Raw genomic sequence first — 26475 nt, 5'->3', positions numbered from 1 at the left:
AGTACCCGGAAGGGCGGCAGATGAGCGCGGTGAAGACGCTGCTCGACATCGCCCAGCGCCAGGTTGGTCGCACCACCGGCTCCGCCTGGCTGCCGCAGGCGGCGCTGGATGCCGTGGCCAAGCGCCTCGGCGCCGCGCCGATGCGCATCTACGAGGTCGCTACGTTCTACACGATGTTCAACCTCAAGCCGGTGGGCAAGTACCATCTGCAGGTATGCACCACCACGCCGTGCTGGCTGCGCGGCTCGGATGACATCGTGTCCGCCTGCAAGACGGCGAGCGGCATCGCCCATTTCGGCGAGAGCAGCGAGGACGGGCTGTTCACCCTGACCGAGGCGGAATGCCTCGGCGCCTGCGTGAATGCGCCGATCCTGCAGGTCAACGACGATTATTACGAGGACATGGACGCGGTGCGCACCGAGGCGCTGATCGGGGACCTCAGGGCCGGCAAGCCGCAGCCGCCGGCGGGGTCGCTGGGCGGGCGCGCGTCCTCGGCACCGGCCTCCGGCCAGACCACGCTTCTGCCCGCTTCTGGTTCCGGGGAGTAACCATGCTCAAGGATTCCGATCGCATCTATCAGAACCTCTACGGCCAGCAGGACTGGCGCCTTGCGGGCGCGCGCGCCCGTGGCGACTGGGACGGCACGGCCGAGATCATCGCCCGCGGCCGCGATGCGCTGGTCGAGGAGATGAAGGCCTCCGGCATGCGCGGGCGTGGCGGCGCTGGCTTCCCCACCGGCATGAAGTGGTCCTTCATGCCCAAGCAGAGCGATGGCCGCCCGAGCTACCTCGTCATCAACGCCGACGAGTCCGAGCCCGGCACCTGCAAGGACCGCGACATCATCCGCAATGAGCCGCACAAGCTCATCGAGGGCGCGCTGATCGCCGGTTTCGCCATGGGTGCCCATACGGCGTTCATCTATATCCGTGGCGAGTATTACAACGAAGCGCAGCGTCTCCAGGCCGCCATCGACGAAGCCTATGAAGCAGGGCTTCTGGGCAAGAATGCGGCGAATAGCGGGTGGGATTTTGACCTCGTGCTGCAGCGCGGCGCCGGCGCGTATATTTGCGGCGAAGAATCCGCCATGCTGGAAAGCCTGGAAGGCAAGAAGGGCATGCCGCGCATGAAGCCGCCCTTCCCGGCGGCGATGGGCCTGTATGGCTGCCCGACGACGGTGAACAATGTCGAGACCATCGCCGGCGCGCCCACCATTATGCGCCGCGGCGCCGCCTGGTTCGCCGGGCTGGGCCGGCCGAAGAACGCGGGCACGAAGATCTTCTGCATCTCCGGCCATGTGAACAATCCCTGTAATGTCGAGGAAGAACTCGGCGTGCCGCTGAAGGACCTGATCGAGAAGCATGCCGGCGGCGTGCGCGGCGGCTGGGACAACCTGCAGGCCATCATCCCCGGCGGCGCCTCCATGCCGATCCTGAACAAGGCGATGGCCGATGTGCAGCTCATGGATTTCGACAGCCTCGCCGCCGTGAAGTCCGGCATGGGCTCGGGCGCCATCATCGTCATGGACAAGTCCGTGGACGTGGTGAAGGCGATCTGGCGCCTGTCCAAGTTCTTCAAGCATGAGAGCTGCGGCCAGTGCACGCCGTGCCGCGAGGGCACCGGCTGGATGATGCGCCAGATGGACCGCATCGTGCAGAACAAGGCGACCATGGCCGACATCGCCCTGCTGGAGCAGGTGACGACCCAGGTGGCCGGCCACACGATCTGCGCCTTCGGTGAGGCCTCCTCCTGGCCGATCCAGGGCCTGATGCGCGCCTTCCGTCCCACGGTCGAGGCGCGGGCAACCGATTATCAGCCGCCGCAGAATGTGGCGCAGGCGGCGGAGTAAGCCATGGTAAAACTCACCATTGACGGTGTCGAAGTCGAGGTTCCCGCCGGTTCGACCGTGATCCAGGCGGCGGACGCCGCGGGCATCGAGATCCCCCGCTTCTGCTACCATGAGCGTCTCTCCATCGCCGGCAATTGCCGCATGTGCCTGGTGGAGATCGAGAAGATGCCGCCGAAGCCGCAGGCATCCTGCGGCATGCCGGTGGCCGAGGGCATGGTGGTGCACACCGATACCGAGATGGTCCGCAAGGGCCGCCGCGGTGTCATGGAATTCCTGCTCATCAACCACCCGCTGGACTGCCCCATCTGCGACCAGGGCGGCGAGTGTGACCTGCAGGACGAGGCGGTGAGCTATGGGCGCGATTATTCGCGCTATGACGAGCAGAAGCGCGCCGTCTCCAAGCCCGATTGGGGCCCGCTGGTGAAGACCACGATGACCCGCTGCATCCATTGCACGCGCTGCGTCCGCTTCACCACCGAGGTTGCCGGTGTGGCCGAGCTTGGCGCCACGTTCCGTGGCGAGACCACGCAGGTCGGCACCTATGTCGAGAAGGCGCTGAGTTCCGAGCTTTCCGGCAACATCATCGACCTCTGCCCAGTCGGCGCGCTGACCTCCAAGCCCTATGCCTTCACCGCGCGCCCCTGGGAGCTGCGCAAGACCGACAGCGTGGACGTGCTGGACGCGCTGGGCGCGAATATCCGCGTCGATGCCCGCGGGGCGGAGGTGCTGCGCATCCTGCCGCGCATGAATGACGACGTGAACGAGGAGTGGCTGGGCGACAAGTCCCGCTTCGCTGTGGATGGCCTGAAGCGCCGCCGTCTGGACCGCCCCTGGCTGCGCGAAAACGGCAAGCTGCGCGCCGCGAGCTGGGAAGAGGCGTTCGCCGCCATCGCCAACCGCGTGAAGGGCACGGCGCCGGAGAAGATCGGCGCCATTGCGGGCGATCTGTGCGATGCCGAGAGCATGCTGGCGCTGAAGGAGTTCTTCACCGCGCTGCGCTCGCCCAATCTGGATTGCCGCCAGGACGGTGCCGTGTTCGACGCCTCCCGCCGCGCCTTCTATCTGTTCAACACCACCATCGCCGGTATCGAGGAAGCCGATGCGCTGCTGATCATCGGCAGCAATCCGCGCCACGAGGCCCCGGTGCTCAACGCCCGCATCCGCAAGCGCTGGCTGGCTGGCGGCTTCACCGCCGGGCTGGTGGGCGAGGCGGGCGAGCTGACCTATCCGGTTGAGCGCATCGGCGCCGGGCCGGAGGCGCTGAAGGCGCTGGCCGACGGTATGCATCCCTTCGCCGAGGTGCTGAAGGCCGCGAAGAAGCCGATGATCATCCTGGGTGCCGCCGCGCTGGCCCGCCCCGATGGCGCGGCGCTGCACGCGGCGGCCTGGAAGCTGGCGGCGCAGTACAACATGCTCACCGCCGAGTGGCACGGCTTCAACGTGCTGCACCATGCGGCTTCCCGCGTCGGCGGGCTGGATCTCGGCTTCCTGTCCGGCCCGGGCGGCAAGTCCACCAAGGCCATGCTGAATGGCGGCGTGGACGTGCTCTGGCTGCTTGGCGCCGATGAGCTGGATACCAAGGCGATCGGCAAGGACACGTTTGTGATCTACCAGGGCCACCACGGCGATGCCGGCGCTGCCCGCGCGGATGTGATCCTGCCGGGTGCGGCCTACACCGAGAAGGATGGCACCTACGTCAGCACCGAGGGCAGGGTGCAGCAGGGCTTCGCCGCCGTGCTGCCGCCGGGCGATGCGCGCGAGGACTGGCGCATCATCCGCGCCATCAGCGCCTATATCGGCCATGCCTTGCCGTATGACACGCTGGAGCAGCTGCGCGAGCACCTGAAGGCGAGCTATCCGGTGTTCGGCCAGGGCTTCCACCGCCTCGCCGGTAACGATGCCACCGCCCCCGCGGGCGATGCGGCAGCGATTGCGGCGGCGCCCTTCACCCCGGTCTTCGCCAATTATTACCAGACCGATGTCATCAGCCGCGCCAGCCCGACAATGGCGGCCTGCGTCGCGGCGCATTACCCCGCTCATGCGGAGGCGGCCGAATGAGCACGTTTTTCCAAACCAATCTGGGAATTATCATCCTCACCCTGCTGGAGTCGCTGGCACTGATCGTGCCGGTGCTGATCGGCGTGGCGTATCTCACCTGGTTCGAGCGCAAGGTGATGGGCGCGATCCAGCTCCGCAAGGGCCCGAATGTCGTCGGCCCGTTCGGCCTCGCGCAGCCTTTCGCTGACGCGATCAAGATGCTGATGAAGGAGACGATCACGCCCGCCGGCGCCGACAAGCTGCTGTTCACGCTGGCGCCGATGCTCACCTTTGGCCTCGCCATCGTCGCCTGGGCGGTGATCCCGGTGAACAACCATTGGGCGATTGCCGATATCAATGTCGGCGGTCTTTATCTCTTCGCGGTATCCTCGCTCGGCGTGTACGGCATCATCATCGCCGGCTGGGCGTCGAACTCCAAATACGCCTTCCTCGGCGCGTTGCGCTCGGCGGCGCAGATGGTGTCCTACGAAGTCTCGATGGGCTTCGTCATCGTCACCGTGCTGATCTGCGCGGGCACCCTGAACCTGAACAATATCGTTCTGGCGCAGCGCCATCTCTGGTTTGCCATCCCGCTGTTCCCGCTCTTCGTCATCTTCTTCATCTCGGGCCTCGCCGAAACCAACCGCGCGCCGTTCGACCTCGCGGAAGGTGAATCGGAGATCGTGGCCGGGTTCTTCGTGGAATACAGCGCCATGTCCTTCGCGCTGTTCTTCCTCGGCGAATACGCGAACATGATCCTCATCAGCGCGATGACCACCACGCTCTTCCTGGGCGGCTGGCTCTCGCCGATCCCGTTCCTGCCCTCGGGCGTGCTGTGGTTCCTGCTCAAGATCCTGATCTGCCTGTTCGTCTTCGTCTGGGTGCGCGCCACGCTGCCGCGCCTGCGTTACGACCAGCTGATGGCCCTGGGCTGGAAGGTGTTTCTGCCGATCACGCTGGTCTACCTCGTCGCGGTGGCCGGGGTGATGGAATATTTCGGATGGTTGCCCAATGCTTGAGGTTGTGAAATGAACCGTCTCGGCCGAATGGCGTGGAGCCTTGTGCTCTGGGAGATCCTCTGCGGTCTTGCCCTCACCTTGCGTTTTTTCTTCAAGCCCAAGGCGACTCTCAACTACCCGTTCGAGAAGAACCGGATCAGCCCGCGCTTCAAGGGTGAGCACGCGCTGCGCCGCTACCCGAACGGCGAGGAACGCTGCATCGCCTGTAAGCTGTGCGAGGCGGTGTGCCCCGCGCAGGCGATCACCATCGAGGCGGAACCGCGCGAGGATGGCTCGCGCCGCACCACGCGCTACGACATCGACATGACCAAGTGCATCTATTGCGGCCTGTGCGAGGAAGCCTGCCCCGTGGATGCCATTGTCGAGGGGCCGAACTTCGAGTTCGCCACCGAGACGCGCGAGGAGCTGCTCTACGACAAGGCGAAGCTGCTGGATAATGGCGACCGCTGGGAAGCCGAAATCGCCAAGCGCCTCGAACTCGACGCCCCTTACCGGTAGAACCCGCCATGATCGTAAACCTCGCGTTTTACCTGTTCTCCCTCATCCTGCTGGCTTCGGCGGTGATGGTGGTGACCGCCCGCAACCCCGTGCATGCGGTGCTGTTCCTGATCCTGGCCTTCGTCAACGCCGCGGTGCTGTTCCTGCTGGCGGGTGCGGAGTTCCTGGCCTTCATCCTTGCCATTGTCTATGTCGGCGCCGTCGCGGTGCTGTTCCTCTTCGTGGTGATGATGCTGGATGTGGACTTCGCCGCGCTGAAGGAAGGCTTCCAGCGTTACGCTCCGGTCGGCGCGCTGGTCGCGCTCGTCCTGTTCGGCGAGCTTTGCCTAGTGGTTTCGGGCTGGACCGTGCTCGCTGGTGCCCCGGCGGCGCGGCTGCACCCGACGCCGGATAACATTTCCAACACGGCGGCTCTGGGCAGCCTGATCTACACAAGCTACCTGCCGCTGTTCCAGCTCTCGGCCATGGTGCTGCTGGTGGCGATGATCGGCGCGATCGTGCTCACGCACCGCGAACGCAAGCGCTCGCTGCACCAGAAGCTCAGCGTGCAGCACGCCCGCACGCCGGAGCAGACGCTGGTGATGGTGCATGCCGAGCTTGGCGCTGGCGCCGCCATGCCCCCGAAAGAGAAGGAGACACTCTGACATGCTGGTGCCCTTGTCGCATTATCTCGTGGTTGCCGGGCTGCTGCTGGTTATCGGCGTGTTCGGTATCTTCATGAACCGCAAGAACATCATCGTCATCATGATGTCGATCGAACTGGTCCTGCTCGCGGCCAACATCAATTTCGTGGCCTTCTCCGGCGCGCTGCACGACATGGTGGGCCAGGTCTTCACCATGTTCGTGCTCACGGTCGCGGCGGCGGAATCCGCCATCGGCCTCGCCATTCTCGTCATCTACTTCCGAAACCGCGGCTCGATCGAGGTCGAAGACGTGACCACGATGAGGGGTTGATATGTATACGCTGATCGCCGTTTTCGCCCCGCTCGTCGGCTCGCTCATCTCGGGTGTGGCGCGTCCCTTCATCGGCCGGCACGCCGCCATCGGCGGCAGCATCGCCTTCATGCTGGTCTGCGCCTTGGCCGGCGTGCTCGCCCAGCTGGGCGGGGTGCAGGCGCCGCTGCATCTGGCCACCTGGATCTCGGTCGGCGGCTTCACGCCGGACTGGACCCTGCGCCAGGACGAGCTGAGCCTCGCCATGGTGGTGATGGTCAGCATCGTGTCCATGCTGATCCATGTCTACAGCATCGGCTACATGGCGCATGACAAGACCGCGCCGCGTTTTTTCTCCTATATGTCGCTGTTCACCTTCGCCATGCTGATGCTGGTGACGGCGAATAACCTGCTGCAGCTGTTCTTCGGCTGGGAGGGCGTCGGTCTCGTCTCCTACCTGCTGATCAACTACTGGTACGACCGCCCGGCCGCCAATGCCGCCGCCATCAAGGCCTTCATCGTCAACCGCATCGGCGACCTCGCCTTCGCCGTCGGCATCGCGCTCATCTACGTCGTGTTCGGCACCATCTCTTTCGACGGCATCTTTGCCGCCGTGGCAGCGCACGCGGGCAACAGCTACACGCTGTTCGGCACGGCCTTCCCGGTTCTCGAAGTGATCGCCGTCCTGTTGTTCATCGGCGCGATGGGCAAGTCGGCGCAGCTCTTCCTGCACACCTGGCTGCCGGACGCGATGGAAGGCCCGACGCCGATCTCGGCGCTCATCCACGCCGCCACCATGGTCGCCGCCGGTGTCTTCATGATCGTGCGCATGTCGCCGCTGATGGACGCCGCCCCGGGCACGCTGGAGTTCATCACCATCATCGGCGCCACCACGGCCTTCTTCGCGGGCACGGTCGGCTGCGTGCAGAACGACATCAAGCGCATCATCGCCTACTCCACCTGCTCGCAGCTCGGCTACATGTTCCTGGCCGTCGGCGTGGGGGCCTATCCCGTGGCGATGTTCCACTTGATCGACCACGCCTTCTTCAAGGCGCTGCTGTTCTTGTCGGCCGGCTCTGTGATCCATGCGATGTCCGACGAGCAGGATATCCGCCTGATGGGTGGCATTGCCCGCAAGCTGCCGGTCACTTGGCTGATGATGCTCATTGGTTCGCTGGCGCTGGCCGGTATTCCGCCTTTCGCCGGCTACTACTCGAAGGACGCGGTCCTGCAAGCCGCCTTCGCCGCCCATACGCCGATCTCGATGTATGGCTGGTATCTGGGCGTGTTCACCGCGGGCCTCACCGCCTTCTACATCGCCCGCCTGTTCCTGCTCACTTTCCACGGCACGTCCCGCGCGCCCAAGCATGTGCAGGAGCATGTGCATGAGAGCCCGCTGGTGATGCTGGTGCCGCTGATCGGCCTGTCGGTTGGCGCGGTGGGCGCTGGCTACCTGCTGAAGAACAACTTCATCGGCGGCAATTACATCCACTTCTGGGGTTCGAGCATCGATGTCACGGCGAACTCCCCGATGGGCATGCTGGAAAGCCTCCCCGCCTGGGCCGCCGCCGCGCCGCTCGCCATTGGCATCGCCGGTTTCGCGGTCGCCTTCGTCTTCTACGTGCTGGCTCCCGCCATCCCTGGCGCGCTGTCGCAGCAGTTCGGCTGGCTGTACCGCTTCCTGCTGAACAAGTGGTACTTCGACGAGCTGTATGACTGGCTGCTCGTCCGCCCGGCGCTGCGCCTGGCCAAACTCGCCTGGCGCTTCGGTGACGAGCAGGTGATCGACGGCGTGCCGAACGGCCTCGCCGCGCTCACCACCGATGCCTCGACGCAGACGGTCAAACTGCAAACCGGTTCGATCGCGCTGTACGCCTTTGTCATGCTGATTGGCCTGCTCGGCTTCCTCAGCCTCTTTCTCTGGGTCCGGTAAACCATGAACGTGGCAGGTTTTCCCATCCTTTCGCTCATCACCTACCTGCCCCTGCTGGGCGTGGCGTATCTCGCCACACTGCGGGGCGACGAGGTGGCGGTCGCAAGGCAAGCGCGGCAAGCGGCACTCGGCATCTCGCTGCTGGCGCTGGCGCTCGGCGTCTATCTCTGGACGCAGTTCAACCCGGCCGAGGCGGGCTACCAGTTCGTCGAGACGGCGAGCTGGCTCCCCGGGCTCGATATCCAGTACCGCATGGGCGTGGACGGCATCAGCCTGTTCCTCATCCTGCTGACGCTGGTGCTCACCCCTATCGCCATCCTGTCCAGCGCCACCATTACCAAGCGGGCCCGGTCCTTCTTCGCGGCAATGCTGCTGCTGGAGACCATGACCACCGGCATGTTCGCGGCCACGGATTTCCTGCTGTTCTACATCTTCTTCGAAGCCGTGCTGCTGCCGATGTACCTCATCATCGGCGTCTGGGGCGGTGCGAAGCGCATCTACGCGGCGGTGAAGTTCTTCCTCTTCACCCTGGCCGGGTCGCTGTTCATGCTGCTGGCCCTGGTCTGGCTGTGGCACCATGCCGGCACCACGGACATTGCCACGCTGATCAGGACGCCGATTTCCGCCCAGGCGCAGATGTGGCTGTTCGCCGCCTTCCTCGCCTCCTTCGGCGTGAAGGCCGCGGTGTGGCCGCTGCATACTTGGCTGCCGGATGCCTATGGCGAGGCACCGACCCCCGGCACCATCATGCTGGCGGCCGTGCTGTCCAAGATGGGCGCCTACGGCTTCCTGCGCTTCGCGGTGCCGATGCTGCCTGCCGCAAGTGCTGCCGCCGAGCCGCTGATGTTCACGCTGGGCGTGGTCGCGGTCATCTACATTTCCTTCGTCGCCCTGGCGCAGACGGACATGAAGCGCCTGATCGCCTACTCCTCGGTGGCGCATATGGGCGTCATCATCATCGGCATCTTCACCTTCACGGTGGAGGGGATCGAGGGCGCGCTGTTCCAGATGCTCTCGCACGGCATCGTCATCGCGGGCCTGTTCGTCTGCACCGGCGTGATCCTGGCCCGTGGCGAGGGGCTGGCCCTCTCGCGCCTTGGCGGTCTGGCCGCGCGGATGCCGGCCTATGCCGCGCTGCTGATGCTGTTCTCCCTGGCCAATATGGGCCTGCCGGGCACCTCCGGCTTCATCGGCGAGATCCTGGTCATCGTCGGCGCCATGAAGGTGAATTTCTGGGTCTCGCTGCTGGGCGGCGCCGGCATGGTGCTGGGCTGCGCCTATATGCTGGTGATGGTCCGCGCCGTGCTGTTCGACAAGTTCACTCACCCGGAGCTGGCGCAGATCTCCGACCTGAAGCCGCGTGAATACGCCATGCTGCTGCCGCTGGCGGCGCTGGTGCTGTGGCTGGGCATCTACCCCACCAGCTTCACGCATATGTTCGACGCCTCGGTGGCCTCGCTCGTGCAGGCGCACACCGCGGCGCTTTCCTCCCACTCGGCCTTGGCCATGGTGACGCAGAAATGACCTCCTTGCTCCCCGTTCTTCCCGCCCTGCTTCTCGGCGTCGGCGGCATGGCGCTGCTGCTCATCGGCGTGCTGGCCAAACGCGAGCCCACCTGCTTCATCACGGCAGGCGCCATCGTCCTTCTGGCGCTGGCGGCCTTGGCCTCCTGTGCCGCGCCGGATGGCTTGCTCTTCGGCGGGCTGCTGAAGACCAGCCTGTTCACCCGCTTCGCCGATGGCGTCGTTTATCTTGCGGCGGCGGCGGCGCTGGTGCTCTCGCTCGACTATAACAGCAAGGAAGGGATCGCCCGCTTCGAGTACCCGATCCTGGTGCTGTTCGCGGTGCTTGGCATGGTGGTGATGATCTCCGCCAACGACCTGATGACCCTTTATGTCGGGTTCGAGCTGCAATCCCTGGCCCTCTACATCACTGCGGCGCTGGCGCGTGACTCGGTGCGCTCCACCGAGGCCGGGCTGAAGTACTTCGTCCTCGGCGCGCTGGCTTCCGGACTGCTGGTGTACGGCATCTCGCTGGTCTACGGCTTTGCCGGGACGACGAATTTCGTCTCCCTGGCCGGGCTGCTGGCTGGCGGCGCTGGGTACGGCACCGTCATCGGCCTCGTGTTCATCATGGTCGGTCTGGCGTTCAAGATCTCCGCAGCGCCGTTCCATATGTGGACGCCGGATGTGTACGAGGGCGCGCCGACCTCCGTCACCGCGCTGTTCGGCACCGCGCCCAAGGCCGCCGCCATGGCGCTGTTCCTTTCGGTGATGATCGGGCCGTTCGGGCATCTGCTGCCGCAATGGCAGATGATCGTCGAGATCCTCGCCATTATCTCCATGGCGCTGGGCGGCCTCGCCGCCATCTCGCAGACCAATATCAAGCGCCTGATGGCCTATTCCTCCATCGGCCATATGGGCTACGCGCTCATGGGCCTCGCCGCAGGCACTGAGGCTGGCATCCAGGCCACGCTGGTCTACATCGCCATCTATGTCGTGATGTCCTTCGGCGCCTTCGCCTGCATCATCGCCATGCGCCGCCGTGGCCAGGCGGTGGAGACCATCGCCGATCTCGCCGGGCTGGCATCGCAGCGCCCGGGCTTCGCCTTCGCGCTGGCGGTGTTCATGTGGGCAATGGCCGGCATCCCGCCGCTCTCCGGCTTCTTCGGCAAGCTGTATGTGTTCGCCGCTGCCTTCAACGCGGGGCTCACCACGCTCGCCATCATCGGTATCATCACCAGCGTGATCAGCGCCTTCTACTATCTGCGCGTCATCAAGGTGATGTATTTCGATGCCGGCGCGCCTGAATTCGACGCCGCGCCGAAGAGCGTGAACTTCATCATGGCGCTGGGTGCTGCCGCCACCGCGCTGTTCGTCTTCCTTCCGGCGCCGCTGCTCAGCGCCGCCGATGCCGCGGCAAAGGCCCTGATGGGTTGACCGCTTGGCGGCTTGAGGTTTTCGACGAACTTGGCTCCACATCCGACCTCTGCACCGCGCGGGCCCGCGCGGGCGAGGCGGCGGGGCTGGCGGTACTGGCGCTGAAGCAGACAGCCGGGCGCGGCTCGCGTGGCCGCTCCTGGCAGGCGCCGGAAGGCAATCTCAATCTCTCCGTTCTGCTGCGCCCGGTGCGGCCCTTGGCCGAGACGGGCATGTTCGCCCTGCTTGCCGGCTTGGCCGTGGCCGAGGCGCTGGAGCAGTTTTTTGCCCCGCCCACCCGCCTGAAATGGCCCAATGACGTGCTCATCGGCGATGCCAAGCTCGCCGGGGTGCTGATCGACGCCGCCCCGGCGGAAAACCGGCTGGACTGGCTGGTGATCGGCATCGGCGTGAACCTCCGCGCCGCGCCCGAAATCGAGGGGCGGCGCACCACCTCGCTCGCCGCGCATGGCGTGAGCCTTTCCGCGCAGCAAATGGCGGAGGCCGTGCTGGCCCGCCTCGGCGCTTGGCAGGAGGCTCCCGCCGCCGACATCCGCGCCGCCTGGCTGGAACGTGCCCACCCGGTTGGCTCGGCGATGCGCATCCAGGCCGGCGGGCGGTTGCTGGAGGGCGTTTTCGCCGGATTATCCGCTTTGGGCGAATTGCTGTTGCGCAACAAAGATCGTATCGACACCATCAATACAGGCGAAGTCCTGCTAGAGCGTTCATTAATTAGATGAACGCCCTAGCTTATATATTTGGCGATCAATTTTATGCGATTAGCTGAAATCTGGCGATTCCAGCTAATTGCACATTGATCTGGGGCAGGGATAAGGGGCGGAAGACATGCTTCTGGTGATCGATGCGGGCAACACCAATATCGTGTTCGCCGTGCATGACGGGTTGGAATGGCGCGGCACCTGGCGCCTGGCGACCTCGGCGCAGCGCACCTCCGATGAATATGGCGTGTGGCTGGAGGCCCTGCTTACCCGCATCGGCCTCAAGCCGAGCGAAATCGACCGGGCGGTGCTCGGCACCGTGGTGCCGGCGGCGCTGTACCATCTGCGCCGGCTGTGCCGCGAGTGGTTCGCCGTGGAGCCGCTGGTGGCCCGCTCCTCGCTCGACTGGGGTTTCGAGATCAGGACCGACAACCCCGCGGGCGTCGGTGCCGACCGCCTGCTCAACTCCTTGGCCGCGCATCATTACTATCGCGGCCCGCTGGTGGTGGTGGATTTCGGCACGGCCACGACCTTCGACGTCGTGGACAAGGACGGCGCCTATCTCGGCGGCGCCATCTCGCCCGGCATCAACCTTTCCATCGAGGCCCTGCACCAAGCGGCGGCGCGGCTGCCGCGCATCGGCATCGGCCGCCCGCATTCGGTCATCGGGCGCGATACCGTGCCCGCCATGCAGTCGGGCATCTATTGGGGCTATGTCGGGCTCATCGAAGGGCTGCTCGCGCGCATCGAGACCGAGTTCGGCGAGAAGCTGAAAGCCATTGCCACTGGCGGGCTGGCGCCGCTCTTCGCCGAGGGCACGCCCAAGTTCATGGCCATCGCCCCGGATCTCACCCTCGACGGGTTGCGCCTGCTCTCGGAACGCAACCCAGCCCCGGTTTTGCCGCGCGACCGTACGCGGTTTATGGACAGCGACTAATCAAACGAATTCAGGAGTTGAGTATCTGATGGCAAAATCCGCCCGCAAGCCCCAGCCGCCAAGCGGGGGCGACGCGGAAGGCGCTTTCATCTTCGTGCCACTTGGCGGCACGGGTGAAATCGGTATGAATTTCAATCTCTATGGCTGCGACGGCGCCTGGCTGGCGGTGGATTGCGGCATGGGGTTCACCGGACCCGAGACGCCCGAGGCCGAAATCCTGCTGCCTGACCCCGCCTTCATCGCGGAACAGCGCGAGGCGCTGCTCGGCCTGGTGGTGACGCATGCGCATGAGGACCATATCGGCGGCATCGCCCGGCTCTGGCCGCAGCTGCGCTGCCCGGTCTATGCCACGCCGTTCGCCGCCGCCGTGCTCAAGCGCAAGCTGGCCGAGGCCGGTATCGGCCGCGAGCTGAAACTGAATGTGGTGCCCTGTGGCGGACACATGCGCCTGGGGCCGTTTGAGCTGCGCTATTACGGCTTCACCCACTCAACGCCGGAGGCCCAGGGGCTGGCGATCACCACCAGCTACGGCACGGTGCTGCACACGGGCGACTGGAAGCTGGACCCGAGCCCGGTGGTCGGCGCGGTCACCGACGAGGCAGCGCTACGCGCGCTGGGCGATGCCGGTGTGCTGGCGATGGTCTCCGATTCCACCAACGCCACGGTGGAGGGGCATTCCGGCTCCGAGCAGGACGTGAAGAACAGCCTGGAAGCGCTGATCATGGACCTGCCGGGGCGGGTCGCGGTGACTTGCTTCGCCAGCAATATCGCGCGCCTTTCCAGCATCATCTCCGCGGCCGAGGCGGCGGGGCGGCATGTCTGCCTGGTCGGGCGCAGCCTCACCACCTACATCGCCGCGGCGCAGGAGGCCGGGTACCTGAAGAACGTGCCGGATCTCCTCCCCGAAGAGATGATCGGCTCGATCCCGGACGAGAACCTGCTGCTGCTGACCACCGGCAGCCAGGGCGAGCCGCGTTCGGCGCTGGCGCGCATCGCACACGACTCGCACCGCCATGCCGTGCTGGGCGAGGGTGATACGGTGATCTTCTCCTCCCGCGTCATCCCCGGCAACGAGCTGGCGGTACGCAAGGTGCGCGACGCGCTGGCCCGGCGCGGGGTGAATATCATCACCGATAACGAAGAGTTCACCCATGTCTCCGGCCATCCGGCGCAGGACGAGCTGAAGCGGCTCTACGCGCTGGTCCGCCCGAAACACATCATCCCCACTCATGGCGAGTGGCGGCATCTCTCCACCCAGGCGGCCTTAGCCCAGCATGCTGGCATTCCCACCGTGCTGGTGGAGAATGGCGATGTGCTGCAATTCGCCCCCGGCCTGCCGCGCGTGGTGGATTCCGTGCCGACCGGGCGGCTGGTCGTCGATGGCGACCGGATCCTGCCGCTGAAGGGCAGCGTCCTCGCCGCGCGCCGGCGCATGCTGTTCAATGGCGTCGTCATGGGCAGCTTTGCTGTCGATGACCGTGGCCGTGTGGTCGGCACGCCGCGCATTTCCGGCCCCGGCCTGCTGGACGAGGCGGATGGCAAGACCCGCCTGGCCTATGAGGCCGAGTTCCTTGAGGAGCTGAACGATCTGCCCAAGGGGCTGCGCAGTGACGAGGTCGCCTTTACCGATGCCGCCCGCGCGGCGCTGCGCCGGATCACCGGCAAGCGCCTGGGCAAGCGCCCGCTGGTGGAGGTGCATATTCTGCATTTGGACAATATTTGAGCAGAAAGCGAAATGACGCGGATAAGACAGCTTAAAGAAAAGGCAAGAACTGCCTGAGAGGCTAAAAATTACGCGAAATTTCATGGCTTTTTGCTGGACGCCGAGGCTTTGTGCAGGGCAGTATATGCTTCAGGGATGAGGTTTGGTTCTTCATCCTGCCGTGTGACTGGCGTTTCCTCCCTGAACTTGGCCCGCCGCCCTAATGGGGCTGGCGGGCTTCTTTCTATTTGGTTAGGACGAAAGTGCCGATGACCGCGAAGCAGGAAATTACCGATCTGACGATCTGCCGTGCCGCCTTCGCGGGCTGGGTGTTCATTTACCATATCGACCTGTACCTGAACTTCTCGGCTTGGCTCGGCCCGCTCGCCGGTCTCATCCGCCGTGGCTATCTCGGCGTGGACGGCTTCTTCATCCTCTCAGGCCTCATCCTGGCGCGGGTGCACCCGGAACTGGCCAACCAGGACCGGCGCCACCCTTCACCGAAATTCATGCCGCCTCCCTTCGCGAGCATGCTGGTGTTCTGGGGCAAGCGGCTGGCCCGGCTGTATCCGGTGCATCTGGCGACCATCGCCATTCTGGCCGGGCTGGTGCTCTCCGGCTTGGCGCTGGGCTGGGCGCCGCGCGATCCGGGGCGGTTCGGTCTCGCCTCCCTGCTGCAGAACCTGCTGCTGGTGCAGGGCTGGGGCGGGGCGGGGCAGGGCGCGTGGAATTATCCGTCATGGTCGCTCAGCACCGAATGGGCGGGCTATCTGCTTTTCCCCCTGCTGTGGTGCGCGCTCACCTATTGCCCTGCCATCGTCGCGGTGCAGGCGGCCGTCGCCGGGTTCACCGTGATGGGGCTGATCTTCGTCGCGCACCATTACAGCTTCAACCTCACCTACGCCTTCGGGCTGTTCCGGTTCTTCCCCGAGTTCATCGCTGGCGCGGCCACGGCGCGCTTTGTTTATCTTTGTGCCGATGAAGCCTGGCTGCGCCGGTTGTGCCTGTATGGCGGTGCCGCCTTCACCCTGGCCGGGGCGGCGCTGGGGCTCGATCTCGTCACCTTGGTGGGCATCTGGGCGGTGCTGTTCGCCTTCCTCATGCAGGCCGATGCCGGGTGGGCGCCTATGCTCGGCAACCGCAAGTTGCTGCGCCGGCTGGGCCTGCTCTCGTATTCGTTCTACATGAGCTTCTCGATCCCCGAGCTGGTGCTCTGCCAGCTTTTCCGCCGCGCCGGGTGGACTCCCGTCTCTCACGCGGCGCTTTTCGCCGCAGGCATGGTCGCGGGCACTTTTGTCCTGGCGATTCTGCTTTATACCGCCGTGGAAACCCCCTGCCGCCGCGCCGCCGACCGCTGGCTGGCGGAAAGGGTGCCAGTCCTGAAACCAGCCCACTCCTAGTTCGAAGGTCCTTTATGCGTCTGTCCCGCAGCCTGATCCCCACACTCAAGGAAACCCCCGCCGAGGCGCAGATCGCCTCGCACCGCCTGATGCTGCGCGCGGGCATGATCCGGCAGATGGCCTCGGGCATCTATGCCTGGCTGCCAACCGGCTACCGTGTGCTGTCCAAGATCGCGCAGATCGTGCGCGAGGAGCAGGACGCCGCCGGGGCGCAGGAAGTGCTGATGCCGACGATCCAGAGCGCGGATCTGTGGCGTGAATCCGGCCGCTACGATGCCTACGGCAAGGAGATGCTGCGCATCACCGACCGCCACGACCGCGAACTGCTCTACGGCCCGACCAACGAGGAGATGATCACCGCCATCGTGCGGGATTCCATCAAGAGCTACCGCGACCTGCCGCAGATGCCCTATCACATCCAGTGGAAGTTCCGCGACGAGGTGCGCCCCCGCTTTGGCGTGCTGCGCGGCCGCGAGTTCCTGATGAAGGACGCGTATAGCTTCGACCTGGATTATGAAGGCGCGGTGCACGCCTACCGCACCATGATGCTCGCCTATATGCGCACCTTCCAGCGCATCGGCATCACCGCCATCCCCATGCGCGCCGACACGGGCGCCATTGGCGGCGATCTCTCCCATGAATTCCACGTGCTGGCCCCCACGGGCGAGTCCGGCGTGTTCTACGACGCCGCGTTCGAGGCCGGTGACGCGATGAGCGCCACGGACGTGAACGCCTTCTACGAGCAGATGACGACGATCTACGCCGCCACGGACGAGAAGCACGATGTCACAGCCTGGGACAAGATCCCGCAGGAGCGCCGCCGCGAGGGGCGCGGCATTGAGGTCGGGCAGATCTTCTATTTCGGCACCAAGTATTCCGAGGCGATGGACTTCGCCGTCACCGGGCCGGACGGACAGAAATTCTTCCCCGAGATGGGCTCCTACGGCATCGGCGTCTCGCGTCTCGTCGGCGCCATCATCGAGGCCCGGCACGACGAAGCCGGGATCATCTGGCCCGACGCGATCGCTCCGTTCAAGGCCGCCATCCTCAACCTGCGCCAGGGCGACGCGGTCACCGACGCGCTGTGCGAGAAACTCTACGCCGCCCTGGGCGCCGACGCGCTGTACGACGACCGCGAGGAGCGCGCCGGGCATAAATTCGCCGAGGCCGATCTGATGGGCCATCCCTGGCAGATGATCGTCGGCCCGCGCGGCGCTGCCGCCGGCATGGTGGAGCTGAAGCGCCGCGCCACGGGCGAGCGCTTCGAGCTGCCGGTGGAAGAGGCTCTCGCCAAGGTGCGCGGCTGATGTTCATCGCCTTTGAGCGCAAGATCGCGGCGCGCTATTTGCGCGCCCGGCGCGGTGAGCGCTTCGTCTCCATCATCGCCATCTTCTCGCTCATCGGCATCGCGCTCGGCGTGGCCACGCTGATCATCGTGATGAGTGTGATGAACGGCTTCCGCCAGGAGCTGCTCTCGCAGATCCTCGGCCTGAACGGCGATATCGGCGTGTATGGCGCGACCACGGCGCTCACCGATTACGACGCCATGAGTGCCAAGATCCACGGCATCCCCGGCGTCACCGGCGCGTTCCCCATCGTGCAGGGCGAGGTGCTGATGTCCGGCCCGCAGGGCGGGGCGACGGGCGGCGTTGCCCGTGGCATCACGCCGGAGGGGCTGGAGCAGTTGCCCACCGTCTCCAGCCATGTGGTGGCGGGCAGCCTTGCCGACCTCACGGGGGACGACACCATCGCCATCGGCGGCAGCCTTGCCAGCCAGTTCGGCCTTTCCATCGGCTCGCAGCTCACGCTGATCCTGCCGCAGGGCAAGGCCACGGTCATCGGCACCATCCCCTCCATCCAGTCCTTCCGGGTGGTGGCGATCTTCCAGACCGGCATGCAGCAATACGATTCGAGCTTCGTGTTCCTGCCGCTGGGTGCTGCGCAGACGCTGTTCCAGCAGCCCAGCGTGGCGACGCAGATCCAGGTCTTCGTCGCCGACCCGGACCATGACGACGCGATCAAGCAGGCCATCGCCAACGCCTTCCCGGACCGCGCGCTCAACGTGCAGGACTGGCGCCAGAACAACGACTCCTTCCTTGCCGCGGTGACGGTGGAAGGCAACGTGATGTTCCTGATCCTGACGCTGATCATCCTCGTCGCCGCGTTCAACGTCATCTCCTCGCTGATCATGATGGTGAAGGACAAGGCCAGGGACATCGCCATTTTGCGCACCATGGGGGCCAGCTCCGGCGCGGTGATGCGCATCTTCCTCATGTGCGGCGCCTCGGTCGGCGTGCTTGGCACGCTTATCGGCTTCGGGCTCGGCGTCACCTTCTGCGCCTATATCGACCAGATCCGCCTGTTCGTGCAGCGCCTGCTGGGGGTGAAGCTGTTCGACCCGACCATCTATTACCTGGAAGCCCTGCCGGCGAAGCTGAACTGGCACCAGGTGACGGAGGTGCTGGTGATGTCCCTCATCCTCTCTTTGCTCGCCACCATCTATCCAAGCTGGCGGGCCTCGCATATCGACCCGGTGGAGACACTGCGCAGTGAGTGACGTTCTGCTCCGGCTGGAAGCCATCCAGCGTACCTACAGGACCGGCGCCGAGGCGCTCACCGTGCTCGACGGCGCGGAACTTTCCGTGCGCCGGGGCGAGATCGTCGCTCTGGTCGCGCCCTCGGGCTCGGGTAAATCCACCCTGCTGCACCTCGCCGGGCTGCTCGAAATGCCAGATGGCGGGCGGGTGCTCATCGACGGCACGGATGCGGGGGCGCTGTCCGACGATGCACGCACCGCCATCCGCCTGCGCAAGGTTGGCTTCGTTTATCAGTTCCACCATCTGCTGGCGGAGTTCACCGCGCTGGAGAACATCTCCATCCCGCAGATGATCGCCGGGGTGCCGGAGGCGGACGCCAACAGGCGCTCGCGGGAATTGCTGGAGAAATTCGGCCTCGCCGCGCGCGCCGAGCATCCGCCGGGCAAGCTCTCGGGCGGCGAGAAGCAGCGCGTGGCCATCGCCCGTGCGCTGGCCAACCGTCCCGCGCTGCTGCTGGCGGACGAGCCAACGGGCAATCTCGATGTCGCCACCGCCAACATCGTGTTCGAGGAGTTGCTCCATGTGGTGCGCTCGGAGAATGTCGCGGCGCTGATCGCCACGCATAACCCGGACCTTGCCGCGCGCATGGACCGGCAGGTAGTCCTGCGCGACGGCCGACTTATCTAGGCCTCGACGAATTTATCCGGCACGCGGAACCCGGCATGGCGTAGCGCCACCGCGGCGCCGGGGTGGAAGGTGATGCCCGCGTCGGTGATGCTGCTCACCGATGACGGGTTCGGGGGGGTGTCGATCACGGCGGCGAGCATCGCCATATGGTCAAGCGCGGCCTGGGTGACTGCCTGCGCCAGATCCTTGGGCAGGCTGGCGGCGCCGATGGCGATGTTCATTGTGCCGACACTGCCGATTCCCATGTGCTGGCCCGGGAACAGCCCGGCCTTCAGCACCATCGGGCTCATGCCCGGCACCACGCGTGCAACCTGCGCCGCCTCCGGCCCGGAAAAGCCGATCAGCGAGAGGCTATGCGTCATCGCCACTTGGGCGATGGCGGGCAAAGGCGGCGCGCCGATAAAGGCACAGGCCGCGATCTGCCCGGACAGCATGTCGTGGATCTGCTTGATGTAGCCGCCCGCCACCATGGCCTTGGGCTGTACGCCGATGCTGGCGAGGATATCCGGCATGGTGGTGGCGGCGCTACTGCCCGCGGGGCCGACGCCGATCACCTGCCCGGACAGCGCGTCGAGCGAAGTGATCCCCGTCGCCGCCGGTGAGACGATCTGCAGCACCGAGGGGAACATCGGGAACAGCGCGCGGAAGGCCAGGAACTTCACCCCGTCCGTCCAGGCTCCGGTGCCGAAACGGGCCTGTCTGGCCACCGCCACGGTGGTCAGGCCCAGCTCGGCAGCGCCTTCCTCGATCAGCAATATGTTCGCGGACGAACCGCCCGTGGCGCGATAGGCGATGCTTATGCCGGTCTGCGCGGCGGCGAGCTGGCCCCAGGCCGGGCCGTAGAGCGCGAAATCCCCGCCCGGAGAGCCGGTGCCCATCAGCAGCGCGGCGGGAGTGTCGGCATCCGCCAAGGCGGGCATCGCCGGCAGCGCAAGGCCAAGGCGCAGCAAGTTCCGGCGTGACAGGCTCACTTCGTTTCTCCGACCTGGAGGTAGGAGATCACCGCATCCGTGTGGCTCATGTCAAGGCGCGGCAGCGCTCCAGCGCGGCGATGAGGGCGAGGCGCACGCCCGGTTCCAGCGCGGAATGCCCGGCATCGGGCACGATGGTGAGCCGCGCCAAGGGCCAGCTCACCGCCAGTTCGAAGGCCGACTGCGCCGGGCAGATCATGTCGTAGCGGCCCTGGATGATCTCGGCGGGAATGCCCCGCAGTTGGTGCATATGCGCGAGCAGCCCGCCTTCCGGCAGGAACAGCCCGTGGTCGAAGTAATGCGCCTCGATCCGCGCCAGGCCGAGGGCCGAAGGGTCCTGCGCGTAGGCGGAGACGGCGTCGAAGCTCGGCAGCAGGGTCGAGCACGAGCCTTCGTAGATGCTCCAGGCCCGCGCCGCCGGGCCATGCACGGCGGGGTCCGGGTTGGTCAGGCGCTTGAAGTAGCCGGCCAGCAGGTCGTGGCGCTCATCCTCGGGCAGAAAATTGGCGAAGGCGGCGTGCACGTCGGGGAAGACGCGTTGCAGCCCGTAGAGGAACCAGTCCACCTCGATGGGCCGCCCCAGGAAGATGCCGCGCAGCACCGCGCCGGTTACGCGCTCCGGGTGCGCCTGGGCGTAGGCGAGGGCGAGGGTGGAGCCCCAGGAGCCGCCGAACAGCAGCATGCGCTTAATGCCGAGGAATTCGCGCAGCATCTCGATATCGGCGATGAGATGCGGCGTGGTGTTCGCGGTCAGGCCCGCGAGGGGGAGCGAACGTCCGGCGCCGCGTTGGTCGAAGATGATGGTGCGCCAGAAATTGGGGTCGAAGAAGCGACGGTGTACCGCCCCGGCTCCAGCCCCCGGGCCGCCGTGCAGGAACAATACCGGCCGCCCCTGCGGGTTGCCGGATTGCTCCCAATACATCGTGTGGCCGTTATCGAGCGGCAGATACCCGGTTTCGAACGGGGCGATATCCGGGAACAGATCGCCGCGCGGCATGGCTTAGCCGGTAACTGCCGCGCGCAGCGTGGCGGCGGTGCGCCGTGCGTGCTCGTCGGTGAGGTCGGGGTGGATAGGCAGCGCCAGGATGCGCGCACCCAGTGATTCCGCGACTGGCAGGGCCGTGCCGTCATGGCAGGCGGCATAGGCGGGCTGCTGGTGCAGCGCGCGAGGGTAGTACACGGCGTTGCCGATGCTGGCGGCCTGCAACGCGGCGCGGGCGGCATCGCGCTGGGCGGCATCGGGCAGCAGCACGGAATACACGGCCCAGGCGCTCCGCGCGTCGGGCACGCGGGCGGGTGTGTCGACCACCCCGCGGAGTTCGGCGTCGTAAATCCGCGCGATCTCCTCGCGCCGGGCGATCTCGCCCTCGAACACTTCCAGCTTGGCCAGCAGCACGGCGGCCTGCATGGTGTCCAGCCGCCCGTTCATGCCGATGCGCAGCACCTCGTAGCGGGTCGTGCCCTCGCCATGCGTGCGCAGCGAGCGGTACAGCGCCGCGCGCTCGTCGGACTCGGTGAACAGCGCGCCGCCATCGCCATAGGCGCCGAGCGGCTTGGAGGGGAAGAAGCTGGTGGCAGTGGCGTCTGCCGCCTTGCCCAGGCGCTCGCCACCCTGTGCCGCGCCGAAGCTCTGGGCGCAGTCATCCAGGGTGAACAGCCCTTCCGCCGCGGCGATGGCGCGCAACCCCGCCCAATCCGCCGGCTGGCCGAACAGATCCACGCCGATGATGGCGCGGCAGCGCAATTCGCCGCGCTGCTTCACCTGGGCGATGCGGGCTTTCAGGCTGTTGAGGTCGATCTGGAAGGTGCGGGGATCGACATCCACGAAGACCGGCGTGGCGCCGAGCAGCAGGGGCACTTCCGCCGTGGCGGTATAGGTGAAGGCGGGCAGGAACACCGCGTCCCCCCGGCCGATGCCCTCGGCCATCAGCGCGATCTGTAGCGCATCTGTGCCGGAGCTGACGGTGACGCAGTGCTTCGCGCCGCAGAACGCGGCGAGCTTCGCCTCCAGCTCGGCCACTTCCGGCCCCAGGATGTACTGGCCATGCGCCAGCACCGCATCCAGCCGCTGGCGCAGGTTGGGGCCGAGGCGTGCCTGCTGGGCTTTGAGGTCGAGGAAGGGAACTGGCGGAAAGTTAACTGCGTCCATGATCGCCGTGTTTACTCCGCGGCGGCGGAAACGGCGAGACCGGGCGGCGGTAAAAATTCGGGCACCAGTGTTTTCACCATGGCCAAGGCGGCGGCTTCATCCCCCGCGGCGGCGGCGTCTTCCATCCGGTCGAGCGCGGTCGTTATCGCCGTGAGGTCGGCCATGCGCGGGGTGATCATCATTAGCCCATCATGGCCGCTGGGCGCCGGGCGTTCGTTGCCATGGAACAGCTCCTCGAACAGTTTTTCCCCTGGCCGCATGCCGGTGAAGGCGATCTTGATGTCCACTTCCGGGCGCAGCCCGGCCAGGCGGATCATGTGCCGGGCAAGGTCCACGATCTTTACCGGCTCGCCCATGTCCAGGATGAAGATCCCGCCATCGGGGATGGCCTCCGCGCCGCTGCCGGAGACGGAGGCTTGCAGCACCAGCCCCACGGCCTCGCGCACGGTCATGAAGTAGCGGCGCATTTCGGGGTGGGTTACGGTCAGCGGCCCGCCATGGGCCAGCTGGCGGCGGAACAGCGGCACCACCGAGCCGGTGGAGCCGAGCACGTTGCCGAACCGCACCGTCACGCAGCGCATCCCATACCCGGCGTGGCGGGCCGCCACGTCCAGCGCCTGGGCGTACATCTCCGCCACGCGCTTGGAGGCGCCCATCACCGAGCCGGGGTTCACCGCCTTGTCGGTGGAGATCAGCACCATCAGCCCGGCGCCGCTGGCCACCGCGGCATCCGCCACGATGCGCGTGCCGAGTGCGTTGGTGCGCAACCCTTCCAGCCGGTTGGCTTCCACCATCGGCACATGCTTCAGCGCCGCGGCGTGGAACACCAGCTCGGGGTGGAATTCGTCCATCAGCGCCTGGATGCGCGGCGCATCCCGCACATCGGCGATCACGGCGCGGCGCGGCACGCTTGGGTGCAGTTCGGAGAGTTCGAGGTCGATCCGCCAGAGCGCGAACTCGCTGTTATCCAGGAGCAGCAGCTCGGAGGGAGCATGCGCCGCCAGCTGGCGCGCGAGTTCAGAGCCGATGCTGCCGCCAGCGCCTGTCACCAGCACCCGCCGCCCGGCGATCAGCCTAGTCATGCCGTCGTGGTCGAGCCGCACCTGCTGGCGGTTGAGGAGATCCTCCAGGGCGATCGGCCGCAGCTCGACCTGCTGCTCTGCCGGGGCCAGATGCGTCAGGCACGGCGCCCGCAGCACCCGCGCGCCATGCCGCGCCGCAATGGCGAGCAGATTCTGCACATCCGTGCCGGCGAGATTCGGCGCGGTGATGATCAGCACGTCAGGCTTGGACGCAAGCCGGGTCAGCGCGCCGTCGGCCGAGGTGATGGAGCCCAGAATATCCATCCCGTGCACCCGCCGCCCGACATGTTTTTCCGACAGCGCCAGCAGCCCGGTGAACCGGTAGGGCTGGGCCGGGCTGTGGGCATACGCGGCGAGGAACCGCTCGGTGCTGTCACCGCTGCCGACGAGGATCGCGCTCTGTGTCGCCTCGCGCCCGGCTGTGGGCTCGCGCAGCAGCCGGTAACAGAATTTGGGCGCGGTGAGGAATAGGGCCAGGACCAGCACCAGGATGACCGGGAAGGCGGGCGAGGGCAGGGCCTGCCCTGTGCCGATCATCAGTAGCACCAGCATGGTGGCGGTGACGATGGCGGCGGCGGTCAGCATGGCCAGGTCGCGGAAGGAGACGAAGCGCCAATGCAGGCGCGCCAGACCGAAGGGAATGCCGATGAGCCAGATGGCCGCCGCGCCGGCGAGCGGAAAGAAATGCGGCCAAGCCCAGGGGGCCTGCGGATTGGCCAGCCAGAAGCTCAGGGTCACGGCAAGCGCCGCCAGCCCCCCGTCGAGCGCGATATTTACCGCCATGCGGCGGGGCAGAGGCGAACGGGGCCAGCTCATGTTACTGCTTATAGCGTCCTGGCCGTGACGGAATCCACCCTTCGTTGTGCCGGCGGATTAGGCGAGCGAAAACATGCCCTCGACCTCGACAGCCGCATCGAGCGGCAGGGAGGGCACGCCGATGGTGGAGCGCGCATGCCGCCCGGCATCGCCGAACACGGCCACGGCGAGGTCGGAGGCGCCGTTCATCACCACCGCATGCTGGATGAACTCCGGCGTGGCGGCGATGAAGCCGCCCAGGCGGATCACCTTCTTGATGCTGGCGAGACCGCCCGGCAGGGCGGCGTTGAGCTGCGCCAGCACGTTGATCAGGCACAGCCGCGCGGCGTGCTGGCCCTCTTCCAGGGTCACCCCGGCGCCGAGCTTGCCGGTCACCGCCACCTTGCCGTCCACGGCGGGTAGCTGGCCGCTGACGACGACCAGATCCCCCGCGATGCTCACGGACACATAGGTGGCCACGGGCGGCATCGGGGTGGGCAGAGTGATGCCGAGATCGGCCAGGCGTTCGAGTGCAGTCATGTGTCAGCTCACCAGTTTGAGGGCCTTGCGCCGCTCGCGCGGGGCGGGGGCGGGCAGATCGAGCGGCAGAAGCGGCGCGCGCTCGGCCGCACCTTCGCCCACAGTGTCGGCGGATTCAAGGGTGGCCGGGGCGAGGCTGGTGCTGCCGAGGTAATTCACCGCCAGATTGCGGAACACATAGTCCAGCATCGAGGTGGCGGCGGGCACGGCCGGGTCGCCCTCGACCACGCCAGCGGGGCCGAAGCGGGTGAAGGTGAAGGCCTCGACATAATCCTCCAGCCCCACGCCATGCTGCAGGCCAATGCTGACGGCGATGGCGAAGGCGTCCATCAGCCCGCGGAAGGCCGAGCCTTCCTTGTGCAGGGCGACGAAGATCTCGCCAATCTTGCCGTTCTCGTACTCGCCGGTGGAGAGGAACAGCTTGTGGCCGCCGACGCTGACCTTCTGCGTGTAGCCGCTGCGGCGCGAGGGCAGGGCCTGGCGCGCGCTTGGCTGGCGGGCCGGCATGGGCTCCGCCGGGCGGGCGGGCATGGCGGCCACCAGCGGGGCCAGGGCATCGTGCATGGCCAGATGCGCGCCCGCGCGCGGGGCGGGGAACAGCACCTCGCCGGAAAGCTGCTTCGCGAGCGCCGTGCCGGGGCTGAACCCCAGCGCCGCCAGCTTCTCCTGCGCCCACAGGGTGAGGCTGCCCTCGGCGTTCACCGGGGAGAGGGCCGGGGCGAAATTGCAAACCTCGGCGCCGAGCAGCGCTTCCACCGCCGGGTCGGCGGCGAAACCCAGCAGCGCCTCATGCCGCGTAGCCAGGGCGCTGGCGGCGTCTTCCTGCGCGGCGGCGGTGGCGGCGAGCAGCCCCGGCAGGGCGCAATGCTCGGGCAGCTTCGGCGTGGCGATGGGGTAGCCCGGCGCGGCGCCATGCGCGCGCAGCGCGGCGGAGGCGATTTGCGCCTGCGCGCCGATGAAGGCGGTCAGCGTCACCGCCGTGTCGCGCGCCGCCTGGGTGCCGTAATCTAGCCCGAGGCGGGTGAGGAACAGGTTGAGATCGGTAAAGCCGATGGCGAGGCGGTGCGCGCCGGGTGCTGCCAGCGTGAGCGCCGTGACGGCGAGGCGGGTATCGGCGGCGAGGGCGCCTGCGTCGAACACACCGTCGGCAAGGTAGGCGGCGATGTTGAAGACGAAGCCGGGCGCGGTGCCGGGGCGGTTGCGCCAGATATCGGCGCTCGGGCTGCCGCGGCGCGCGGCCAGAAGCTCATGCAGCGCCGTGCCGGTCTCCGGGGAGAGGCCCGCCGCCGTGCCGCGCGCCGCGATCGGCGCAACCCAGCCTTGTGCCATTTCGGCAATGTCGATGCGCCGCGCCCCCGGCAGGATGGCCGCGAGCGCATCCGCCGCCGCCTGGCCCCAGGCCGCCGGCAGCTTCACGGTCACTTGCGGCGAGTCAGGGTCCGCCGCGGCCGCGAACACGGCCTGCTTGATTCCATGCCAGGGTTTTTCCGCTTTGATCTGTGCCATGCCCCGACATTATGCCGAGCCGGGCCGCAATTAAAGTGCATATTGTGGTCAAAAGCGGCGGCAACCACAAAATCCTGTGGATAGCTTTCTTGCGTCTAATGCAATGGACCATGTGAACTGCTGCAATGGACCAAGCGCACGGCATCTCCTATACAAAGAGTCATGAGCACATCCAGCGCCGACGCTTCCGTCACCAAAGGTCGTTCCCTCGGTCTGTGCGGATTGTTCCGCAATCCGGGGCTGTATTTCCTGACCCTGTTCCGCGG

General features: G+C 66.6%; 22 protein-coding genes and 1 pseudogene. 17 read left to right on the top strand and 6 right to left on the bottom strand.

Features of this window, described 5'->3' with window-relative positions; all coding sequences use genetic code 11:
• From ACLPJJ_RS01255 to ACLPJJ_RS01175, 17 genes and pseudogenes are all read left to right on the top strand, one after another.
• The coding region (locus ACLPJJ_RS01255; RefSeq protein ID WP_443588912.1) for a complex I 24 kDa subunit family protein at nucleotides 1-548 on the top strand (548 nt) is incomplete at its 5' end.
• Nucleotides 549-550: 2 nt separating this feature from the next.
• Nucleotides 551-1846: an NADH-quinone oxidoreductase subunit NuoF gene (gene nuoF, locus ACLPJJ_RS01250; RefSeq protein ID WP_443588911.1), complete on the top strand. Its 1296-nt coding sequence runs from the start codon at nucleotides 551-553 to the stop codon at nucleotides 1844-1846.
• Nucleotides 1847-1849: 3 nt separating this feature from the next.
• Complete coding sequence (gene nuoG / locus ACLPJJ_RS01245; protein WP_443588910.1) at nucleotides 1850-3904, top strand: NADH-quinone oxidoreductase subunit NuoG; 2055 nt, start codon at nucleotides 1850-1852, stop codon at nucleotides 3902-3904.
• Nucleotides 3901-4902, top strand: a complete 1002-nt coding sequence (nuoH, locus tag ACLPJJ_RS01240; protein ID WP_443588909.1) for an NADH-quinone oxidoreductase subunit NuoH — start codon at nucleotides 3901-3903, stop codon at nucleotides 4900-4902. The genes nuoG and nuoH overlap by 4 nt, the downstream gene beginning before the upstream one ends.
• Nucleotides 4903-4911: 9 nt before the next feature.
• Nucleotides 4912-5400 carry an NADH-quinone oxidoreductase subunit NuoI gene (nuoI, locus tag ACLPJJ_RS01235; RefSeq protein ID WP_443588908.1) on the top strand — a complete coding sequence of 163 codons (489 nt, stop codon included), beginning with the start codon at nucleotides 4912-4914 and terminating at the stop codon, nucleotides 5398-5400.
• A gap of 8 nt (nucleotides 5401-5408) precedes the next feature.
• Complete coding sequence (locus ACLPJJ_RS01230; RefSeq protein WP_443588907.1) at nucleotides 5409-6044, top strand: NADH-quinone oxidoreductase subunit J; 636 nt, start codon at nucleotides 5409-5411, stop codon at nucleotides 6042-6044.
• A 1-nt stretch (nucleotide 6045) separates the two neighbouring features.
• Nucleotides 6046-6354 carry an NADH-quinone oxidoreductase subunit NuoK gene (gene nuoK / locus ACLPJJ_RS01225; protein ID WP_443588906.1) on the top strand — a complete coding sequence of 103 codons (309 nt, stop codon included), beginning with the start codon at nucleotides 6046-6048 and terminating at the stop codon, nucleotides 6352-6354.
• Nucleotide 6355: 1 nt separating this feature from the next.
• On the top strand, nucleotides 6356-8266 hold the full coding sequence (gene nuoL, locus ACLPJJ_RS01220) for an NADH-quinone oxidoreductase subunit L (RefSeq protein ID WP_443588905.1): 1911 nt from the start codon (nucleotides 6356-6358) through the stop codon (nucleotides 8264-8266).
• A gap of 3 nt (nucleotides 8267-8269) precedes the next feature.
• Nucleotides 8270-9790: an NADH-quinone oxidoreductase subunit M gene (locus tag ACLPJJ_RS01215; RefSeq protein WP_443588904.1), complete on the top strand. Its 1521-nt coding sequence runs from the start codon at nucleotides 8270-8272 to the stop codon at nucleotides 9788-9790.
• On the top strand, nucleotides 9787-11205 hold the full coding sequence (gene nuoN, locus ACLPJJ_RS01210; protein WP_443588903.1) for an NADH-quinone oxidoreductase subunit NuoN: 1419 nt from the start codon (nucleotides 9787-9789) through the stop codon (nucleotides 11203-11205). Before ACLPJJ_RS01215 ends, nuoN begins: the two co-directional genes overlap by 4 nt.
• On the top strand, nucleotides 11202-11924 hold the full coding sequence (locus ACLPJJ_RS01205) for a biotin--[acetyl-CoA-carboxylase] ligase (protein ID WP_443588902.1): 723 nt from the start codon (nucleotides 11202-11204) through the stop codon (nucleotides 11922-11924). Before nuoN ends, ACLPJJ_RS01205 begins: the two co-directional genes overlap by 4 nt.
• A 106-nt stretch (nucleotides 11925-12030) precedes the next feature.
• Nucleotides 12031-12840 carry a type III pantothenate kinase gene (locus ACLPJJ_RS01200; RefSeq protein WP_443588901.1) on the top strand — a complete coding sequence of 270 codons (810 nt, stop codon included), beginning with the start codon at nucleotides 12031-12033 and terminating at the stop codon, nucleotides 12838-12840.
• Between the two features lie 124 nt (nucleotides 12841-12964).
• Nucleotides 12965-14563, top strand: coding sequence for a ribonuclease J (locus ACLPJJ_RS01195; protein WP_443588913.1), 1599 nt, complete (start codon nucleotides 12965-12967; stop codon nucleotides 14561-14563).
• Nucleotides 14564-14811: 248 nt separating this feature from the next.
• Nucleotides 14812-15942 carry an acyltransferase family protein gene (locus ACLPJJ_RS01190; protein ID WP_443588900.1) on the top strand — a complete coding sequence of 377 codons (1131 nt, stop codon included), beginning with the start codon at nucleotides 14812-14814 and terminating at the stop codon, nucleotides 15940-15942.
• Nucleotides 15943-15956: 14 nt separating this feature from the next.
• Entirely contained in the window at nucleotides 15957-17249 is a 1293-nt protein-coding gene (gene proS, locus ACLPJJ_RS01185) for a proline--tRNA ligase (protein WP_443588899.1), read from the top strand.
• Entirely contained in the window at nucleotides 17249-18499 is a 1251-nt protein-coding gene (locus tag ACLPJJ_RS01180) for a lipoprotein-releasing ABC transporter permease subunit (protein WP_443588898.1), read from the top strand. The genes proS and ACLPJJ_RS01180 overlap by 1 nt, the downstream gene beginning before the upstream one ends.
• A pseudogene (locus tag ACLPJJ_RS01175) lies at nucleotides 18492-19022 on the top strand (ABC transporter ATP-binding protein); the annotation flags it as partial. The gene ACLPJJ_RS01180 and the pseudogene ACLPJJ_RS01175, both read left to right, overlap by 8 nt.
• A 140-nt stretch (nucleotides 19023-19162) precedes the next feature.
• Here the strand turns inward: ACLPJJ_RS01175 and ACLPJJ_RS01170 are convergent.
• From ACLPJJ_RS01170 to ACLPJJ_RS01145, 6 genes are read right to left on the bottom strand one after another with little or no spacing between them, the layout of a single operon-like run.
• The gene (locus tag ACLPJJ_RS01170) at nucleotides 19163-20137 is read right to left on the bottom strand and encodes a TAXI family TRAP transporter solute-binding subunit (RefSeq protein WP_443588897.1); all 975 of its coding nucleotides are present in this window, start codon (nucleotides 20135-20137) and stop codon (nucleotides 19163-19165) included.
• A gap of 46 nt (nucleotides 20138-20183) precedes the next feature.
• A complete protein-coding gene (pip, locus tag ACLPJJ_RS01165) occupies nucleotides 20184-21134 on the bottom strand; it encodes a prolyl aminopeptidase (RefSeq protein WP_443588896.1) in 951 nt (316 codons plus the stop codon).
• A 3-nt stretch (nucleotides 21135-21137) separates the two neighbouring features.
• The gene (locus tag ACLPJJ_RS01160; RefSeq protein ID WP_443588894.1) at nucleotides 21138-22286 is read right to left on the bottom strand and encodes a DegT/DnrJ/EryC1/StrS family aminotransferase; all 1149 of its coding nucleotides are present in this window, start codon (nucleotides 22284-22286) and stop codon (nucleotides 21138-21140) included.
• An 11-nt stretch (nucleotides 22287-22297) separates the two neighbouring features.
• Complete coding sequence (locus ACLPJJ_RS01155) at nucleotides 22298-24184, bottom strand: polysaccharide biosynthesis protein (protein WP_443588892.1); 1887 nt, start codon at nucleotides 24182-24184, stop codon at nucleotides 22298-22300.
• A gap of 57 nt (nucleotides 24185-24241) precedes the next feature.
• Entirely contained in the window at nucleotides 24242-24703 is a 462-nt protein-coding gene (locus ACLPJJ_RS01150) for a RidA family protein (protein WP_443588890.1), read from the bottom strand.
• Between the two features lie 3 nt (nucleotides 24704-24706).
• Nucleotides 24707-26209: a TSCPD domain-containing protein gene (locus ACLPJJ_RS01145; RefSeq protein ID WP_443588889.1), complete on the bottom strand. Its 1503-nt coding sequence runs from the start codon at nucleotides 26207-26209 to the stop codon at nucleotides 24707-24709.
• Between the last annotated feature and the right edge of the window lie 266 nt (nucleotides 26210-26475).

Origin of the sequence: Acidocella sp. (genome assembly GCF_052326845.1) — a bacterium.
Lineage (GTDB): Bacteria > Pseudomonadota > Alphaproteobacteria > Acetobacterales > Acetobacteraceae > Acidocella.
The sequence above is the reverse complement of the archived record's forward strand: the minus strand, read 5'-3'. Positions and strand labels throughout refer to the sequence as shown.

Coding starts and splice junctions, on each gene's coding strand:
- nuoG (WP_443588910.1), top strand. CDS start 1,850: ATGGTAAAACTCACCATTGACGGTGTCGAAGTCGAGGTTCCCGCCGGT.
- ACLPJJ_RS01150 (WP_443588890.1), bottom strand. CDS start 24,703: ATGACTGCACTCGAACGCCTGGCCGATCTCGGCATCACTCTGCCCACC.
- ACLPJJ_RS01200 (WP_443588901.1), top strand. CDS start 12,031: ATGCTTCTGGTGATCGATGCGGGCAACACCAATATCGTGTTCGCCGTG.
- nuoF (WP_443588911.1), top strand. CDS start 551: ATGCTCAAGGATTCCGATCGCATCTATCAGAACCTCTACGGCCAGCAG.
- proS (WP_443588899.1), top strand. CDS start 15,957: ATGCGTCTGTCCCGCAGCCTGATCCCCACACTCAAGGAAACCCCCGCC.
- nuoH (WP_443588909.1), top strand. CDS start 3,901: ATGAGCACGTTTTTCCAAACCAATCTGGGAATTATCATCCTCACCCTG.
- nuoI (WP_443588908.1), top strand. CDS start 4,912: ATGAACCGTCTCGGCCGAATGGCGTGGAGCCTTGTGCTCTGGGAGATC.
- nuoK (WP_443588906.1), top strand. CDS start 6,046: ATGCTGGTGCCCTTGTCGCATTATCTCGTGGTTGCCGGGCTGCTGCTG.
- ACLPJJ_RS01195 (WP_443588913.1), top strand. CDS start 12,965: ATGAATTTCAATCTCTATGGCTGCGACGGCGCCTGGCTGGCGGTGGAT.
- ACLPJJ_RS01155 (WP_443588892.1), bottom strand. CDS start 24,184: ATGAGCTGGCCCCGTTCGCCTCTGCCCCGCCGCATGGCGGTAAATATC.
- ACLPJJ_RS01230 (WP_443588907.1), top strand. CDS start 5,409: ATGATCGTAAACCTCGCGTTTTACCTGTTCTCCCTCATCCTGCTGGCT.
- pip (WP_443588896.1), bottom strand. CDS start 21,134: ATGCCGCGCGGCGATCTGTTCCCGGATATCGCCCCGTTCGAAACCGGG.
- ACLPJJ_RS01145 (WP_443588889.1), bottom strand. CDS start 26,209: ATGGCACAGATCAAAGCGGAAAAACCCTGGCATGGAATCAAGCAGGCC.
- nuoN (WP_443588903.1), top strand. CDS start 9,787: ATGACCTCCTTGCTCCCCGTTCTTCCCGCCCTGCTTCTCGGCGTCGGC.
- ACLPJJ_RS01190 (WP_443588900.1), top strand. CDS start 14,812: ATGACCGCGAAGCAGGAAATTACCGATCTGACGATCTGCCGTGCCGCC.
- nuoL (WP_443588905.1), top strand. CDS start 6,356: ATGTATACGCTGATCGCCGTTTTCGCCCCGCTCGTCGGCTCGCTCATC.
- ACLPJJ_RS01215 (WP_443588904.1), top strand. CDS start 8,270: ATGAACGTGGCAGGTTTTCCCATCCTTTCGCTCATCACCTACCTGCCC.
- ACLPJJ_RS01180 (WP_443588898.1), top strand. CDS start 17,249: ATGTTCATCGCCTTTGAGCGCAAGATCGCGGCGCGCTATTTGCGCGCC.
- ACLPJJ_RS01160 (WP_443588894.1), bottom strand. CDS start 22,286: ATGGACGCAGTTAACTTTCCGCCAGTTCCCTTCCTCGACCTCAAAGCC.